The sequence below is a fragment of the Solidesulfovibrio sp. genome (assembly GCF_029978005.1).
In the GTDB taxonomy this organism is placed as follows: domain Bacteria; phylum Desulfobacterota; class Desulfovibrionia; order Desulfovibrionales; family Desulfovibrionaceae; genus Solidesulfovibrio.
On the sequence record NZ_JARKOZ010000114.1, the window covers coordinates 23,494 to 38,757 of the forward strand.

Sequence of the window (15,264 nt, forward strand, 5' to 3'; positions counted from 1 at the left end):
CCGGGCAGGCTAGCGGCAAGCCTGCGCCTTGGCAAGCCGGCCGGGACTTTTGTCTATGGCTTTTGGGGGCTTGCTGGTGTAAAACTGGAAGGGCCGAGCCCACGGGGATAATCCGCCGGGATGGTTGACGGAATCGTGGAGCGACTTATTATGTAAACTTGCCGGACAACCAGCCGGACCAACGGGAGAAGTTGCCCATATGAGCGTGGAATTCAAGGACTATTACAAGCTCCTCGGCGTGTCCAAGACCGCCGGCCAGGAAGAGATTTCCAAGGCCTTCAAGAAGCTGGCGCGCAAGCACCATCCCGATCTCAATCAAAACGACCCCGAGGCCGAGAAGAAGTTCAAGGAAATCAACGAGGCCTACGAGGTGCTCAAGGACCCCGAGAAGCGCAAGCTCTACGATTCCCTGGGGCCCAACTGGCAGCACGGCCAGAATTTCCAGCGTCCGTCCGGGTTCGAGGGCGGGGGCTACCATTTCAGCGGCGGCGGCCAGCAGTTCGACGCCGGCGCATTCTCCGACTTTTTCGAGACGCTCTTCGGCGGGGCCGGCGGCGGAGGCGGCCGGGCCCGGTTCGAGCAGGGCGGGAACTTCGGCGGCTTCGGCGGGGGCGGCGGCTTCGGGAACTTCGGGAGCTTCGGCGGGGCCGGCGGCTACGCGCCCGGCCCGTCGCGGGGCACGGACGCCCACGCCACCCTGGAGCTGACCCTGGAAGAGGCCTACCGGGGCGGAGCCAAGGCCATCACCCTGCAGGAGCAGACCATCGGGCCCGACGGCTCGCCGCGCCTGGGCACGAAGACGCTCAGCGTCAACATCCCGGCCGGCGTGCGCGAGGGCGGCAAGATCCGGCTGTCCGGCCAGGGCAACCCGGGCCGGGCCGGCGGCAAGGCGGGCGATCTCTACCTCAAGGTCAAGATTTTGCCCCACGCGCTTTTCAAGCTGGAGGAGGGCAACGTCATTCTGGACCTGCCGCTGGCCCCGTGGGAAGCGGCGCTCGGAGCCAAAGTGCGGGTGCCGACCCTTGACGGCGCGGTGGAAATGAACATTCCGGCCGGCTCCTCGTCGGGCCGCAAGATGCGCCTGGCCGGCAAGGGCCTGGGCGGGCAGGGCAAGCGCGGGGACCAGCTCGTGCGCGTCATGGTCCAGGCGCCCCCGAGCCTCACGGACGAGCAGCGCGAACTTTGGGAAAAGCTCGCCGCCGTCTCGGATTTCAGCCCCAGGTCGTTTTAGCGTTCAAGCGAGGTCGTCATGGAGATCAAGCAAGTCGTCGCCATCACCACCGTGCCCGCCCGGTCCGAACGGTTGAGCTTCGCCCAGGTTCAGGAGCTGACGGGACTGCATCCGACCATCGTCGGCGAGTTGATCGAGCTCGGCTGGATCACGCCGGAACGCACCACGGCCGACGCGTACCTGTTTCGGCCGCGGGACCTCTACAGACTCCGCAAGTTCGACCGCATCAGCCGCGATTTCGAGCTGCCGGTGCTCGGCGCGAGCATCGTGGTCGATCTGCTGGAGCGCATCGAATATTTGGAAACCAAGGTCCGGGAGATGAGCCGTCTTTTGTAATGAAAGCCTCTTGCGTTCGCATCATATGATCTTATCTTTGGCGCACTGACGGAGGAGGAGACGATATATGGATCTCAACAAGTTCACCCAGAAATCCCAGCAGGCCATCAGCGAGGCGCAGGCCGTGGCCGTGCGCATGGGCCAGCAGCAGGTCGACGCCGAACACCTGCTCTACGCCCTGCTCACCCAGGAGCAGGGGCTCGTGCCGCGCATCCTGGACAAGGCCGGCTACAATACCGAGGCCTACCTGGCCGAACTGGAACGCGCCCTGGCCAGGCTGCCCAGGGTCAGCGGCCCCGGCGCCCAGCCCGGACAGGTCTACGTGACCCCGCGCCTCAACGAGGTCCTGGTCAAGGCGCAAGACCTGGCCAAGCACCTCAAGGACGAATACGTCAGCGTGGAGCATCTGTTCCTGGCTTTCGTGGACGAGCCGCCCTCGACCATCGCCGGCCAGGTGAACAAGGCGCTGGGCATCGACAAGAACCGGATACTGACCGCCCTGACCGAGATTCGCGGCGGCCAGCGCGTGACCTCGGCCGATCCCGAGGGCACCTACGAGGCCCTGACCAAGTACGGCCGCGACCTGGTGGACGCCGCGCGCAAGGGCAAGATCGACCCGGTCATCGGCCGCGACGAGGAGATTCGCCGGGTCATCCGCATCCTGTCGCGGCGCACGAAGAACAACCCCGTGGTCATCGGCGAGGCGGGCGTGGGCAAGACGGCCATCGTCGAGGGCCTGGCCATGCGCATCGTCAACAAGGACGTGCCCGAGGGCCTCAAGGACAAGACCATCTTCGCCCTGGACATGGGCGCGCTCATCGCCGGGGCCAAGTACCGGGGCGAGTTCGAGGAGCGCTTAAAGGCCGTGCTCAAGGAAGTGCAGACCTCCGAGGGCCGCGTCATCCTTTTCATCGACGAGCTGCACACCATCGTCGGCGCGGGCAAGACCGAGGGCTCCATGGACGCGGGCAATCTGCTCAAGCCCATGCTGGCCCGCGGCGAGCTGCACTGCATCGGCGCGACCACGCTGGACGAGTACCGCAAGTACATCGAGAAGGACCCGGCGCTGGAGCGCCGCTTCCAGCCGGTCTTCGTGGACGAGCCCACGGTGGAGGACACCATCTCCATCCTGCGCGGGCTTCGCGAGCGCTTCGAGGTGCACCACGGCGTGCGCATCAGCGATTCGGCCATCGTGGAGGCGGCCGTGCTCTCGGCCCGCTACATCTCGGACAGGCAGCTGCCGGACAAGGCCATCGATCTCATCGACGAGGCGGCGGCGCTCATTCGCACCGAGATCGATTCCCTGCCGGCCGAACTCGACCAGATCAACCGCAAGGTCATGCAGCTCGAGATCGAGCGCGAGGCGCTTAAGCGCGAGACCGACAAGGCCTCCCGCGAGCGCCTGGAGAAGCTTGAGGAGGAGCTGGCCAACCTCAAGGAGGAACAGGGCGGCTTCGTGGCCCAGTGGGAAAAGGAAAAAGGCGCGGTGGAAGTGCTGCGGCGCATCAAGGAAGACATCGAGAAGACCCGCCTGGCCATCGAGGACGCCGAGCGCGCCTACGACCTCAACAAGGCGGCCGAGCTGCGCTACGGCCGGCTGGCCGCCCTCGAGCGCGACCTGGCCGGCCAGGAGGAAGCCATCGCCAAGTCGGGAAGCGGCACGCGCATGATCCGCGAGGAAGTGGGCCCGGACGACGTGGCCATGATCATTTCCCGCTGGACCGGCATTCCGGTCACGCGGCTGCTCGAGGGCGAGCGCGAGAAGCTTCTGCGCCTGGGCGAGGTGCTCCACGACCGGGTAGTCGGGCAGGACGAGGCGGTCACGGCCGTGGCCGACGCCGTGCTGCGCGCGAGGGCCGGGCTCAAGGACCCCAACCGGCCCATCGGCTCGTTCATTTTCCTCGGCCCCACGGGTGTGGGCAAGACCGAGCTTTGCAAGACGCTGGCCGCCGCGCTCTTCGACTCCGAGGACAACATGGTGCGCCTGGACATGTCCGAATACATGGAGCGCCACACCGTCGCCCGGTTGATCGGCGCGCCCCCGGGCTACATCGGCTACGACGAGGGCGGCCAGCTCACCGAGGCCGTGCGGCGCAAGCCCTACAGCGTGGTGCTCTTCGACGAGATCGAAAAGGCCCACGGCGACGTGTTCAACACGCTGCTGCAAATCCTCGACGACGGCCGGCTGACCGACAGCCACGGCCGCACCGTGGATTTCAAGAACACGATCATCATCATGACCTCGAACCTGGGGGCCCAGTACATGCTCGATGGCATCGAGCCCTCGGGCGCGTTCAAGCCGGGCGTGTCCGAGGCGGTCATGAACACCCTGCGCGGGCACTTCCGGCCGGAGTTCCTCAACCGCGTGGACGAGATCGTGCTCTTCAAGCCGCTTTTGCGCGAGCAGATCGCGGCCATCGTGGAGCTCATGCTCGGCGGGCTGCGGGCCAGGCTCGCCGACCGCAAGATCGGCCTGGAACTCTCCGACGCGGCCAAGGCCTTCATCGCCGAGACGGCCTACGACCCGGTCTTCGGCGCGCGGCCCCTGCGGCGCTACCTGCAGGCCCACGTGGAAACGCCCCTGGCCAAGGCGCTGATCGGCGGGGCGGTGGCCGACGGCCAGACCGTCACCGTGGACGTGCGCGACGGAGCCCTGGCCTTCGTCTGATTCCGGGAAGATTCGATGGCAATGGACGGGGCTTCGCCGCAGGGCGAGGCCCCGTTTTTCATTTGTAGGGGAAGGCCGCGCCGGGCGTGCGAAAGGGCGCGGCCAGGGTGAAGACGGCTCCCTTGCCCGGTTCGCTGGCCACGGTCAGGCTGCCGTGGAGCAGCTCCACGTGCTTGCTGGCGATGGTGAGCCCCACGCCGAGGCCGTCCTGGCTGCGGGTGAGCACGTTTTCTTCCTGGGAAAAGGGCTCGAAGATGGTGGGCAGCCTGTCCACGGCCAGGCCCGGGCCGGTGTCGGCCACCGCGGCCGTGAGCCGGCGGCGGCCGCGCCCGGTCGGCGAGCAGGAAAGCGTCAGGCGGACCTCGCCTGCCCGCGTGAACTTGACGGCGTTGTCCACGAGGATGTCCACGACCCGGGCGAAGCGCGCCCCGTCGCCGAGCAGGGCTCCGGGCAGTTCGCCTTCGATGCGCAGGCCGAGCGCGAGCCCCTTGGCCCGGGCCTCCTCGCCCCGGCGCGCCAGAACGCCGTCCAGGAGGCGGGCCGGGTCGAACAGGGCGACCTCCAGTCCGCCCAGGCCGTTTTCCAGGCCCGAAAGTTCCAGGAGCTCGCGGACCTGCTCGTTCATGACCAGCCCCGACTGCCGGGCGTCGGTCAGGAAGGCGCGCTGCTCCGCGTCCAGCTCCGTGGCCAGGGTCAGATCGATCATGCCGAGGACGCCGTTGAGCGGCGTGCGCAGTTCGTGGCTGAGGATGGAAAGGAAGGTGCTCTTGGCCTTGCTCGCCGCCTCGGCCCGCTTCTTGTCGCGCAGAATGGCGGCCGAACCGTAGCCGATGCCGACGGTGCCCACCCCCCAGATCAGGAGGAAAAGCCCGGCCGCCTCGCCGAGCCCGGCGGCCTGGGCCTCCAGGTATTCCCCGGCCGGCAGGGCGACGCTGATGCCGCCGCGCACGTCGCCGACCTTGTAGCCTTGGCCGGCGTGGCAGGGCAGGCAGGTTTCGTTGACGTGCAGCGGCGCCATGTAGCGAAATTCCGGCGGCCGGGCCGCCTCGTCGAGTTCCGAGACCTCGGCGACTCCGGCCTCGAAGCGTTCCAGGGCGCGTTTTTCCCAGTCCGTGGGGGCGTTTTGCGGCCGCAGCGGATCGAGGCTGGTGATGTGCAGGCGCGGGTGCCCTTGCCCGGTCGCGATCTCCGAGATCTGCCGGGTCATGGAGGCGGGGTTGACCTTGGCCAGGCGTCGACCCGTGGTCGTCTCCACGGTGCGGTCCTCTTCGGGCAGGTAGGGATTGGGCGCGGCGTCCTTGCCCACCGGGACGTAGACCCCGCCGTGGCGGGCGTTCCAGGCCCGGGCGTCCACGATCTGGGCGAAACAGGCCTTGGCGGCCTCCAGCATCATGGCCCGGTTGTGGCGACGGTGGGCGTTGTCCTGCACGAAAAACAGGAGGCAAAGCAGGACCGACCAGGCGAGGATGCCAATCCCCGGAATGACGACGTCGTTTCGCGCCATGACTCTCCATACGGAAAGCCGGGTCGGGAAGGAAGGGGGCAGCGGCGCGTTGCCTTCGCCGGGGGCCAAGGCTACGGTCCGGCCACCGGCGCTTTCGCCCGAACCCCAACCTCGGAAAACAGCATGGAACTTGCCGCCGCGACCTTCGACTCCCTGGTCCGCCTGCGCGAGACCGCGCCCCTCGTCGTCAACGTCACCAACAACGTCGTCACCAACACCACGGCCAACGCCCTGCTGGCGCTGGGGGCCTCGCCGGCCATGACCCACCATCCGGCCGACGCCGCCGAGCTGGCGGCCATGGCCGGCGCGGTGGCCCTCAACATGGGCACGCCCGGCGAGGAGAACATCAAGGCCCTGCTCGCCGCCGCCCGGGCCGCCCAGGCCGCCGGCGTGCCCGTGGTCTTCGACCCGGTGGCCGCCGGCGTCACCTCGCGCCGCCGGGAAGTGGCCAAGGCCGTGCTCGAAACCGGCCCCCTGGCCGCCATCCGGGGCAACGCCTCGGAGATACTGGCCCTGGCCGGGACGGACGCCAAGGCCAAGGGCGCGGACAGCCGGCACGACAGCCTGGCCGCGGCCGACGCCGCAGCCGCCCTGGCCGCGCGGCTCAAATGCGTGGTGTGCGCCAGCGGCGCGGTGGACGTGATCACCGACGGGAAGCGGCGCGTGCTCCTTCACGGCGGGCACGCCATGATGCCGAAGGTGACAGGCCTTGGCTGCACGGCCACGGCCTTCGTCGCCGCCTTCGCCGCCGTGGTGCCGGACCGTCTCGGGGCCACGGTGGGGGGGATGGCCGTCATGAGCGCGGCCGGATATCTGGCCGGGGCCGGCGCGGCCGGACCGGGCAGCTTCTTCACCCGCTTCCTGGACGTGGTCTACGCCCTGGACGCGGCAGGCATCGCCGCCGGCGCGCGGGAGGCGTCATGACGCCTCCCGCCTTCGATTGCGGCGTCTGCCTGGTCACGGACCGGCCGGCCCTGGGCGGGCGCGAGCTGGTCGAGGTGGTGGCGGCGGCCGTGGCCGGCGGGGTCGGCATGGTGCAGCTGCGGGAAAAGACCGCCGGCACGCGGGAGTTCGTGGAGCTGGCCCGGGCTGTCCTCGCCGTCGTTCGGCCGCGCGGCGTGCCGCTGCTCATAAACGACCGCCTGGACGTGGCCCTGGCCGCCGGCGCGGACGGGGTCCACGTGGGCCAGGACGACATGCATCCGGCCGACGTGCGGACCCTTCTCGGTCCGGGAGCCATCGTGGGGCTTTCGGTCACGGGCGAGGCGGAGACGCGGGCGGCGGCCGGGCTTCCGGTGGACTACCTCGGCGCGGGGCCGGTCTTCGCCACGGCGACCAAGAAGGACGCCGGCGCGCCCCAGGGCATCGAGGGGCTGCGGCGCATGGTCGCCCTGGCCGAGGTCCCGGTGGTGGCCATCGGCGCGGTCACGGCCGAAAATGCGGCCTCGGTGCTGGAGACCGGCGTGGCCGGCCTGGCCGTGGTCTCGGCGATCTGCTCGGCGGCTGATCCCCGGGCCGCTGCCCGGGAGCTGTCCGACATCGTGTGCGCCCGGCGGCGCTGAGGCCGCCATGAACGCTAGCCGCTTTTTCGACGACGCCGTCGGGTGAAGCTTCCGCGCTCATTCGAACCACGCGGAAACCTTTGAGGGCGTCCAGAGGGCGGCCGCCCTCTGGACGCTGGAGGCTTCTTCCCTCCGCCTCTCCTCCTCCCGGGCTTACGCCGCCCAGGAGCCGGACGGGCCGAGCAGCGCGTCGATTTCCCGCGTCTTGTCCTGCACGCGCTTACGGATGGCCTGGAACTGCGTCAGTTCCTTGACGCCAAAGCGTGTCCGGGTCTGGATCAGGCCGGCCAACTCCATGATGTCGTTATAGAGATAGGGCAAGTAGAGCGGGTCGTGGCGCAGGAAAAGCTGGATCTGGCCGAGGAGTTCCCTGATTTCGGCCTGGTGCTTGTCCGCCTTGCGCATGAGCTTTTCCAGCCGCCTGGCGGCGTTTTTGAGCGACGACGCCCACTGGCCGGCCTTTTGGGAAAATACCGGCCGCGCGCGCGGTGTGGCCGCCCGGCCGAGGGCGTCGAGGAACGCGTCCCGGGCCGTGGCCTGCCCCTCGAAGAAGGCCGGGTCGTCCAGAGCCTCGGGGCCGATGACCACCGCGCCCTCGATGACGGCCCCGCCGCCGTAGAGATTGTGGAACAGCGCCCCCGAGGCGGCGATGTCCTTTTCCATGTCCCGCTTGGCCGCCAGAAAGCCCAGGTGGGTGAAGATGTCCTCGCCGTCGAGGTTTTTGAGCTTGGCGTCCCCCCTGGGCGCGGCGGCCTTCCCGCCGCCCTCGGGCGAGGCGCTGTGGTGTCCGGGGGCGTGGGTGGAGCCCCCGCGCCAGGAGAGGTCCTGGCCCACCAGCACGAAGCGCCGGGCCCCGGCCCAGGTCAGGAAGCGCTCCAGGGTCACGCCCACGTTGCCCCCGGCGTCCAGGACCAGCTCCAGGTCCTTGAGCACGTAGGTGCCCATGCCGCCCTCGGTCCACAGCGGAATCCTCGGTCCGGGGTAGCGGTCCAGGACCTCGGGCTGCATCTTGGTGGAATAGATCAGGGGAACGTCGGCGGCGAAGGCCGGATCGACCAGGTTGTCCAGGCACTTGGTCATGTCCGTGTTGAAGTCGATGGCCAGGCACAGGTGGGGCTTGATGCCCAGGCGTTCCAGGACCGGCAGGGTCTGGAGCGCCGAGGCGAAAAGGGCCTTGTCCCGGTGGCGGGCCACGGCCGGGGCCAGGAGGGGCAGCGACGGCCCCGCGCCGAAGATCACGGCCGTGAGTCCTTGCGCCTTGCCGGCCATGCGGGAGAGGCTGCCGTCGTCCATGGCCCGGGAGAAGTTGCGCAGCTCGTTGCCGACCATGACCTCCTGCTTGAGGCGCAGCGTGTTGAGCTCCACGGCCATGTTTTCCAGGATGGCCCGCACCAGGGCGGCCAGGCGGGCGTATTCCGGACCGAGCTGAAAGCTCGGCATGTCGTTTCGCACGTTGATGCGGGCGTAAAGGAAGCTCACGTCCAGGCCGTGCAGGGCTTTTTCCAAAAGCGCCCGGTCGGGCGGCAGGAAGATCAACTGGCCCCGGGCCGTGAAGGGCCGGTAGTCGGTCTGGCTCAGGCAGGCCATGAGCATTTCCGGGCGCGGTTCGACCACGAGGAGGCGGTGGGAGGGCGGCACGCCCGTGAGCACGTGGTTGAGGCCGTAGCCGAGCCCCGTGCCGACGATGACCGTGGCTCCGCCGACGAGGTTCTCCGTGGGTCGCCAGTCCCGGTAGTGCACGGCCGGGGGCAGGGCCTCGAAGATGCCCTGGCCGCCGTCCATGCGCCAGTCCAGGCTGCCGTGGCGGTTCTTGAAGATGCGTCCGAAGATGCCTTCCGGGTCGGGATTGTGCCGGGCCAGCCAAGCCGCCGCCGGCGCGCCGGCCTCGGCCAGGGCCGTGAGGTTGTCCACGAGAAACGAGGTGATCGCCATGCTGCCGTCCTTGGGTGTGCTGTCCGCCAGGAAGCAATAATCCTGCCAGGCTTGCCCGCCCGCCGTTTTTTGCCTACCACGAACCGACCGGGCCGCTTCGGCAACCATCCGTGAGGGTTCCATGATCCACGACAACGTCCTTTCCCTGGTCGGCGCCACGCCGCTGGTGCGCCTTTCGCGCCTGAACCCCAATCCGGCCGTGACCATCGCCGCCAAGGTGGAAATGCGCAATCCCGGCGGCTCCATCAAGGACCGGGTGGCCCTGGCCATGATCGAGGCGGCCGAACGTTCGGGCGAGCTCGTGCCCGGCCGGGTGGTCATCGAGGCCACCTCCGGCAACACCGGCATCGGCCTGGCCATGGTCTGCGCGGTCAAGGGCTACCGCCTGAAGCTCCTCATGCCGGCCTCGGCCTCCCAGGAGCGTAAGCGCATCATGCGGGCCTACGGGGCCGAGATCGTGCTCACCCCGGGCAACCTCGGCACGGACGGGGCCATCGAAGAGGCCTACCGCCTGGCCCGGGAGGAGCCCGAGACCTACGTGCTCATGGACCAGTTCAACAATCCCGCGAGCATAGAAGCCCACTACGCCGGCACGGCCGAGGAGATCTTCGCCGCCACGGACGGGGCCGTCAGCCACGTCGTCGCGGCGCTCGGCACCTCGGGCACGGCCATGGGCCTGGTCAAAAGACTCAAAGAGTTGAACGCGGCCGTCAAAGTCGTGGCGGTGGAGCCCAGGCCCGGCCACAAGATCCAGGGGCTCAAGAACATGCAGGAGTCCTATCCGCCGGGCATCTTCGACAAGAAGGCCCTGGACGTCATCGCCACGGTGGAGGACGAGGACGCCTTCGCCATGGCCCGGCGGCTGGCCCGGGAGGAGGGGCTTTTCGTGGGCATGAGCGGCGGCGCGGCCATGGCCGCGGCGGCCGAGCTCGCCGCCTCGCTCTCCGATGGGCTGATCGTGGTCATCCTGCCCGACGGCGGCGAGCGCTACCTGTCCACGAGCCTTTTCGCCGTGCCCGAGAAGAAGGGCCCGGCGCTTTGCGGCGTGGGCGCGGCCGAGCCGGTCTACCTCGACCCGGCCGGAGCCGCTCCCGGGTTTTTCACCTTCGGCCCGCCCCTGGCCGCGCCCGGCGACCTGGACGCCTGGCGGCGCATCGTGACCCTGGACGTGCTGGCCAGGGCTCTTCGGCGCGACGGCGCGCGCCCCACGCTCGCCGTGGGTCTGGCCGACCTCGACGATTCGAGCCTGGAGGCGGCCCGGGCCGAAGGGCTGCCCTGCCGGGAGTTCGCCGCGAAAAGGCGCGAGCGCGTGGCCGGCCTGGCCGCCTCCCTGGGCGTTGGCGAGGCCCTTTTCCCCCTGGCCGGCGAGGCCCTGGACGAGGCCCTGGCCATGACGCGAAAGCTCATGGGCAAGGGCCTGGCCTACGAGAAGCTGCGCAGCGTCTATTTCGACGTGGCCCGGGACAAGGCCTACGGCCGGCTGCTCGGCCGCGACCTCGGCAAGCTGGCCCTGGGCAAGACCGTGGATCTGCTGGCCTACGCCAAGGACAATCCCCACGACTTCACGCTCCTTAAAAGGGTGAGCCTCAAGGACCTCAAGGCCGGCGACGCCCTGTCCACGCCCTGGGGCAACGTGCGGCCGAGCTGGTTTCTCCAGATGGCGGCCGCGGCGGCCAAGGCTTTGCCGGCCGTGACCGTGGCGCTGACCGACGAGGACAAGGCCTTTCCGCACCTGGAGAACCTGCGGGCCATCTGGGCCGTGGGCGCGGGCCTGGCCCCGGCGGCCTGGCTCATGGGCGGCCGGGTGTCCGGCCGGGAGGGGGAACGGGCGGCCCCGGCCGACCTCGAGGCCTGCCTGGTCCTCGGCGTCCATCCCCTGGCCGTGCGGGCCTGGCTGCTTTCGGTGGGCTACAAGAAGCCCCTTTCGGCCTCGCCCGAGGCGCTTTGGATGTGGGAGAAAAACCGCAATCGCGTCCAGGAGTTGGCCGCCACCCTGGGCCTCGTCGGACCGGGCCGGGGCGCGGTCTCGCCCCGGGTCGAGGCCGAGGCGGCGAGCCTGGTCGAGGCCCTGCGCCTGGCCGTGGACGACGACCTGTCGCTTTTCCAGTTCTGGCCCAGGCTTTTCGCCTTCTGCCGCTTCGCCAACGGGCTTCTCTCCTCGGGCGGGCTGGCCGGGCCGGACGCCGCGCGCTGCGCCCGGGCCCTGGCCGAGGCGGACGCGGTGCTCGGACTTCTGGACGCGGCCGCCCTGCCCGTGGCCCGGGCCGACTGGCCGGTCGAGGCCTCGAAGCTGGTGGAGGCGCGCGACGTCGCCCGGCGGGTCAGGGATTTTGCCCGGGCCGACGCGCTTCGCGTCGAGATCGAGACCCTCGGCTACCGCATGGAGGACGCCGCCGACGGCGTGCGCCTGTTCCCCCTGCGCTGAAGCCGCGAAATCTCGGCGCTAACGCCCGCCGCCGGGCAGGGGCACGGCCACGAGCAGCACCCATTTGTCGCCGAAGCGCTTCTCGGCGAATTCCTTTTTGAGCGCCGCCATGCCGGCGGACGAGGAGATTTCCAGGCGGTGGACCCCGGTCCCGGGCGTGGCGTGGTGGAAGAAGACCCGCCCGGCCGGGTCGCGCACCACGAGCGCCACGTGGTAGTAGTAAAGCCGCCCCTTGATGGTTTTGCTCAGCGCCGCGAAAGCCATCTCGCCGGGGCGCAGGCCGGCGAGGGCCTGCGTCCAGGCGGCGGCGTCGTGCAGGGGAAAGCCGCGCGTCTTGGCCGCGTCGAGGAGTGCCGGATCGGCCGGGGGCGCGCCCGGGGCCAGCACGCGCCGAGGCAGGCCCTCGGTGATGTTGCAAATAAGGTCGTAGCCGAAATCCCAGTCCTCGCCCTTGGGGCTGCCCGGGCCGGAGTCGCCCTTGCGGTCGCGTTTGGCGGCGTCGAGCGGCAGGGGCCGGCCGAGCAGGGCGCGGCTGGCGGTGGTCACGAAGCCGCTGCAATTGTAGCCCGGCGTGGGGAAACTGGTCCCGGGGTCGGCGAACAGGGTGTGGCGACCGGCCGGGTCGTCCACGCCGTCGTCGCGGTAGGGCAGGCCGGAGAGCCTGGTCAGGGCCGCTTCGGGATCGGCGGCCGGGGCTGCCCGGGCGGCGTCGGCCGCCAGCAGGGCGAGGCAGACGGCGACGATAATTTGACCACGATGGAAAAGCCGCGTAGTGGAGGCGGGATAAGCGGGCCGGAAAGGCTGGGGCCGTTTCCCGGACATGGCCGGAGCACCAGGGAATCTGCGCAGGAGGCGGAGGATGAAGTTCAACATTGAGATCAGGGGTTTCGGTCAGCGCGTTTTCTATTCCTACATCGAGAAGGAGCTGGTGCGCGAGGCCAGGGAAGCCAACCGGGAACGCTACATCGATTACATCTTTCACGGGGCGGACAACAATATCCATTCCTCCGGCGAGGATCTCCTGGAAAGCAACCGGCCGGTCGTGTACATCATCGTCAACGAAAAGGAAAAACTCCGGGTCAGCCTAAACAAGATCAGTTGCGAGGTCAAGAACCACCCGGCCAAGAAGATTTTCCAGCCGTTCGTCAAGAACAGCCTGCTCTACTGCTTCGGCTACAACGAGGAGTACATCCACACCTATTCCTTCAGCGACGTGGAAGAGATCGACATCGACAAGATCACGGCCCGCATCATCGAGACGGAGATTCCCAAGACCATCGAGAACAACGTCTGGATGCAAAAGGTCATCCACATCGAAAGCATGCTCTACGACGGCAAGGAGATCAAGCGCGAGGAGTTCCTCTCCCGCCCCCTGCCCACGGTGCTCGGTCCGGTCATCATCGACCTGGAGAACTGATTTCCCCCGGCCGTCGGCCCCGAACGGACGATGACAGGCCCGTCGCCCCGGCGACGGGCCTTTTTTGCGGGCGAAAGCCGGTGTCGGGGCCGTGGCGGAACGTGTCGCCGGCCCGTGCCGCCACGGAGCCTGTTCGGTCGTTTCCCCGCAAGGAAGACGACGCACGGTCGCGAAACCGTCCAAGGGGCGGGGGAGCGCGAAGGCAGTGGGAATCCGCACCGGCGGCCCGACGGCGTCAGCGGCCGGCCACGGCGGTGGGGGCGTCCTCGGCCAGGGCGTTTTCCAACAACTTGTCGGCCAGGTCCTTGATGGTGTCGCGCCCGGGGTCCAGACCCAGCGAAGCCGCCAGTTCCATGATCTTGTCCCCGGTTTTCACCGCGTGGCGTATCTTTTCGTAGTCCTGCATGGGCCGGGCCGTGCCTTGGCTTGCGCCGCGTCCGCCGATCGGGCTGCGGCTTTGACCGATGATAGCCCCTCGGCAGGCCGGGCGCAACAAGGGAAGGTCCGTCAGTTCTTGACGATGCGGGTGATGTCCCCCATGGAAAGCGACAGGGGCGTCTCGAAGCAGATGCCGAATTCGTTGGAATTGACCCAGCGCACGATGGCGGCCTGGTAGTGGGCCAGTTCGCCGAAGGGCTGGAGCTGGGGATTGAACAGCACGCGCTGGCCGATGGTCACGCGCACGGGCAGGTCGTCGTCGCAGCGCACCCGCGCCCCGCGCCGGCTGATGTCCACGATGAGGACGTCGGCGCACACCTCTTCGGTCTGGACGCGGCCCCGGTTGAGGTCGGCCCCGTTGCCCACGCTCACGCGCTTGGCGTCGCGGCGGTCGCCGCAATCGCGGCAGCGCCAATAGGAAGCGGCCGGCGGGGCCTGGGGGACGTACTCCTGCCAGGTGACCTTGCCGCAGTGGGGACAGCGTTTGTGTTCGAGCAGCGCCATGACGTCGGCCCTGGATGCATCAGGCTAGATCGCGTCTCGATCGGCCGCCACCCTACCATTCACCCCCGCGCGGCGCAACCGCCGCCTCGGCCTTGACGCCCGCGGGGCAGGGGTTATGTTACCCCTGTCGCGCCGTGATGGGCCGGCGAAGGAGCGCGTATGGCGGGATTGCTGGCCAGGCTTTTCGAGCTTGCCGCGAAGCGGGGCGACCTCAAGGTTCTCGAGGTCGACGACATCGACAGCTGGGGTTTTTTGCTGTTTCGCGACGGCCGCTACAACATTTTCATCAACCGCTCGGTGCGCGACTTCCGCAAGACCATGGCCCTGGCCGACGAGCTCGGGCATTACGCCCTGCGCCGGCGCATCGCCCGCAAGGAGGGCCTGCCGCCGGCCGCCGCCACCATGGTGGAGCGCATCCGCGAGGACAAGGCCTGCGACGCCTGGGCGGCCAAGTTCACCCGACGGCTGCTCTACATGATCCGCCGGGGCCTGCACGGCGGCACCTCGCGCCGGCCCAGGCAGGGGCGCTACGATCCCTCCTGGCGGCTGCCGCAGAAAGGCTGATTTCAGGAGGCTTGCCGGGTTTCCTCGTCCCCGACCCCGGCCAGAAGCGCCAGAGCCGCCTTGCCGATGCCGGCCGTGGCCGCGACTCCCGTCGCCGCGCCGGCAAGCCCGCCGATCACGGGCGCAAGGCGTGACGCGCCGAGCAGTCCCGATTCCCCGAACCGGGCCAGCAGCCGGAACCCCACCTGCTCGTTGACGCGCCTGATGGTCTCTTCGCCAAGGCGGGCAAGGAGCCGTCCCGTGAGCTTGCCGCCGACATGCGCGCCGGCGGCGGCCGCCGCCTCCGTGGCCTTGGAGCCGCACAGGCACAGCCCGCACAGGGTCCGCACCCGGGCGTCGGCCAGGTCGTGGCCGCACACGAGGGCCATGGCCTGCACCAGGCGCACCTGGACGAAGAGCGTGCCGGCCAGGCTGGCCGGCACGGACACGGGAAGAAGGGCCAGGCCGCCGACGCCGGAAAGAAATCCCGTGGCCGCGGCCTGCCGCTTGTGGCGCTTGATGAGCGCCGCAAGCCGCGTTTCGAGCGGCACGGACGGGTCCATATGCCGGGCGGCCAGGGCCTCGGCCGAATCCTGGCCGGGCAGGCCCCACGCGGCCCGTTCCCAGGCCCAGTCGAGGACGCGCAGCACGGTGTCCCGGGTGATGGCGGCCATGGGCGACGGTTCTCCTTGAGGTGGCGTACG

Annotated in this window: 14 protein-coding genes; 8 read left to right on the forward strand and 6 right to left on the reverse strand. The window is 69.2% G+C overall.

Annotated features, from left to right (window positions below):
• Nucleotides 1-199 precede the first annotated feature (199 nt).
• From Q1K70_RS13135 to clpB, 3 genes are all read left to right on the forward strand, one after another.
• A complete protein-coding gene (locus tag Q1K70_RS13135) occupies nt 200-1,231 on the forward strand; it encodes a DnaJ C-terminal domain-containing protein (RefSeq protein ID WP_300160342.1) in 1,032 nt (343 codons plus the stop codon).
• An 18-nt stretch (nt 1,232-1,249) separates the two neighbouring features.
• Nucleotides 1,250-1,567, forward strand: coding sequence for a chaperone modulator CbpM (locus Q1K70_RS13140; RefSeq protein WP_300160345.1), 318 nt, complete (start codon nt 1,250-1,252; stop codon nt 1,565-1,567).
• Nucleotides 1,568-1,634: 67 nt separating this feature from the next.
• Nucleotides 1,635-4,235, forward strand: a complete 2,601-nt coding sequence (gene clpB, locus Q1K70_RS13145) for an ATP-dependent chaperone ClpB (RefSeq protein WP_300160348.1) — start codon at nt 1,635-1,637, stop codon at nt 4,233-4,235.
• A 58-nt stretch (nt 4,236-4,293) separates the two neighbouring features.
• Here clpB and Q1K70_RS13150 read toward each other — a convergent pair whose 3' ends face one another.
• On the reverse strand, nt 4,294-5,739 hold the full coding sequence (locus tag Q1K70_RS13150; protein WP_300160351.1) for an ATP-binding protein: 1,446 nt from the start codon (nt 5,737-5,739) through the stop codon (nt 4,294-4,296).
• A 123-nt stretch (nt 5,740-5,862) separates the two neighbouring features.
• Here Q1K70_RS13150 and thiM point away from each other — a divergent pair, with 123 nt between their 5' ends.
• Nucleotides 5,863-6,663 (forward strand): hydroxyethylthiazole kinase, encoded by an 801-nt coding sequence (thiM, locus tag Q1K70_RS13155; RefSeq protein WP_300160354.1) that lies wholly within the window; start codon nt 5,863-5,865, stop codon nt 6,661-6,663.
• On the forward strand, nt 6,660-7,301 hold the full coding sequence (thiE, locus tag Q1K70_RS13160) for a thiamine phosphate synthase (protein WP_300160357.1): 642 nt from the start codon (nt 6,660-6,662) through the stop codon (nt 7,299-7,301). The genes thiM and thiE overlap by 4 nt, the downstream gene beginning before the upstream one ends.
• A gap of 153 nt (nt 7,302-7,454) precedes the next feature.
• Here the strand turns inward: thiE and Q1K70_RS13165 are convergent, their stop codons facing one another.
• Nucleotides 7,455-9,233 (reverse strand): 6-hydroxymethylpterin diphosphokinase MptE-like protein, encoded by a 1,779-nt coding sequence (locus Q1K70_RS13165; protein WP_300160360.1) that lies wholly within the window; start codon nt 9,231-9,233, stop codon nt 7,455-7,457.
• A 121-nt stretch (nt 9,234-9,354) separates the two neighbouring features.
• Between Q1K70_RS13165 and Q1K70_RS13170 the strand changes: the two genes are divergently transcribed.
• Complete coding sequence (locus Q1K70_RS13170; RefSeq protein WP_300160363.1) at nt 9,355-11,658, forward strand: cysteine synthase; 2,304 nt, start codon at nt 9,355-9,357, stop codon at nt 11,656-11,658.
• Between the two features lie 18 nt (nt 11,659-11,676).
• Here the strand turns inward: Q1K70_RS13170 and Q1K70_RS13175 are convergent, their stop codons facing one another.
• Complete coding sequence (locus tag Q1K70_RS13175; RefSeq protein WP_300160366.1) at nt 11,677-12,480, reverse strand: hypothetical protein; 804 nt, start codon at nt 12,478-12,480, stop codon at nt 11,677-11,679.
• A 37-nt stretch (nt 12,481-12,517) separates the two neighbouring features.
• On the opposite strand from Q1K70_RS13175, the gene Q1K70_RS13180 reads away from it, so the two are divergent.
• The gene (locus tag Q1K70_RS13180; RefSeq protein ID WP_300160370.1) at nt 12,518-13,075 is read left to right on the forward strand and encodes a hypothetical protein; all 558 of its coding nucleotides are present in this window, start codon (nt 12,518-12,520) and stop codon (nt 13,073-13,075) included.
• 235 nt (nt 13,076-13,310) lie between these two features.
• On the opposite strand, the gene Q1K70_RS13185 is transcribed toward Q1K70_RS13180, so the two are convergent.
• Nucleotides 13,311-13,481, reverse strand: coding sequence for a hypothetical protein (locus Q1K70_RS13185; protein WP_300160373.1), 171 nt, complete (start codon nt 13,479-13,481; stop codon nt 13,311-13,313).
• Between the two features lie 101 nt (nt 13,482-13,582).
• On the reverse strand, nt 13,583-14,017 hold the full coding sequence (locus Q1K70_RS13190) for a PilZ domain-containing protein (RefSeq protein WP_300160375.1): 435 nt from the start codon (nt 14,015-14,017) through the stop codon (nt 13,583-13,585).
• A 159-nt stretch (nt 14,018-14,176) separates the two neighbouring features.
• On the opposite strand from Q1K70_RS13190, the gene Q1K70_RS13195 reads away from it, so the two are divergent.
• Entirely contained in the window at nt 14,177-14,581 is a 405-nt protein-coding gene (locus Q1K70_RS13195; RefSeq protein WP_300160378.1) for an ImmA/IrrE family metallo-endopeptidase, read from the forward strand.
• A 2-nt stretch (nt 14,582-14,583) separates the two neighbouring features.
• On the opposite strand, the gene Q1K70_RS13200 is transcribed toward Q1K70_RS13195, so the two are convergent.
• The gene (locus Q1K70_RS13200; RefSeq protein WP_300160381.1) at nt 14,584-15,234 is read right to left on the reverse strand and encodes an EcsC family protein; all 651 of its coding nucleotides are present in this window, start codon (nt 15,232-15,234) and stop codon (nt 14,584-14,586) included.
• Nucleotides 15,235-15,264 lie beyond the last annotated feature (30 nt).

What these genes read in the sequence shown, in the direction of transcription:
- Q1K70_RS13135 (WP_300160342.1), top strand. Translation starts at nt 200, where the DNA reads ATGAGCGTGGAATTCAAGGACTATTACAAGCTCCTCGGCGTGTCCAAG.
- Q1K70_RS13140 (WP_300160345.1), top strand. Translation starts at nt 1,250, where the DNA reads ATGGAGATCAAGCAAGTCGTCGCCATCACCACCGTGCCCGCCCGGTCC.
- clpB (WP_300160348.1), top strand. Translation starts at nt 1,635, where the DNA reads ATGGATCTCAACAAGTTCACCCAGAAATCCCAGCAGGCCATCAGCGAG.
- Q1K70_RS13150 (WP_300160351.1), bottom strand. Translation starts at nt 5,739, where the DNA reads ATGGCGCGAAACGACGTCGTCATTCCGGGGATTGGCATCCTCGCCTGG.
- thiM (WP_300160354.1), top strand. Translation starts at nt 5,863, where the DNA reads ATGGAACTTGCCGCCGCGACCTTCGACTCCCTGGTCCGCCTGCGCGAG.
- thiE (WP_300160357.1), top strand. Translation starts at nt 6,660, where the DNA reads ATGACGCCTCCCGCCTTCGATTGCGGCGTCTGCCTGGTCACGGACCGG.
- Q1K70_RS13165 (WP_300160360.1), bottom strand. Translation starts at nt 9,233, where the DNA reads ATGGCGATCACCTCGTTTCTCGTGGACAACCTCACGGCCCTGGCCGAG.
- Q1K70_RS13170 (WP_300160363.1), top strand. Translation starts at nt 9,355, where the DNA reads ATGATCCACGACAACGTCCTTTCCCTGGTCGGCGCCACGCCGCTGGTG.
- Q1K70_RS13175 (WP_300160366.1), bottom strand. Translation starts at nt 12,480, where the DNA reads ATGTCCGGGAAACGGCCCCAGCCTTTCCGGCCCGCTTATCCCGCCTCC.
- Q1K70_RS13180 (WP_300160370.1), top strand. Translation starts at nt 12,518, where the DNA reads ATGAAGTTCAACATTGAGATCAGGGGTTTCGGTCAGCGCGTTTTCTAT.
- Q1K70_RS13185 (WP_300160373.1), bottom strand. Translation starts at nt 13,481, where the DNA reads ATGCAGGACTACGAAAAGATACGCCACGCGGTGAAAACCGGGGACAAG.
- Q1K70_RS13190 (WP_300160375.1), bottom strand. Translation starts at nt 14,017, where the DNA reads ATGGCGCTGCTCGAACACAAACGCTGTCCCCACTGCGGCAAGGTCACC.
- Q1K70_RS13195 (WP_300160378.1), top strand. Translation starts at nt 14,177, where the DNA reads ATGGCGGGATTGCTGGCCAGGCTTTTCGAGCTTGCCGCGAAGCGGGGC.
- Q1K70_RS13200 (WP_300160381.1), bottom strand. Translation starts at nt 15,234, where the DNA reads ATGGCCGCCATCACCCGGGACACCGTGCTGCGCGTCCTCGACTGGGCC.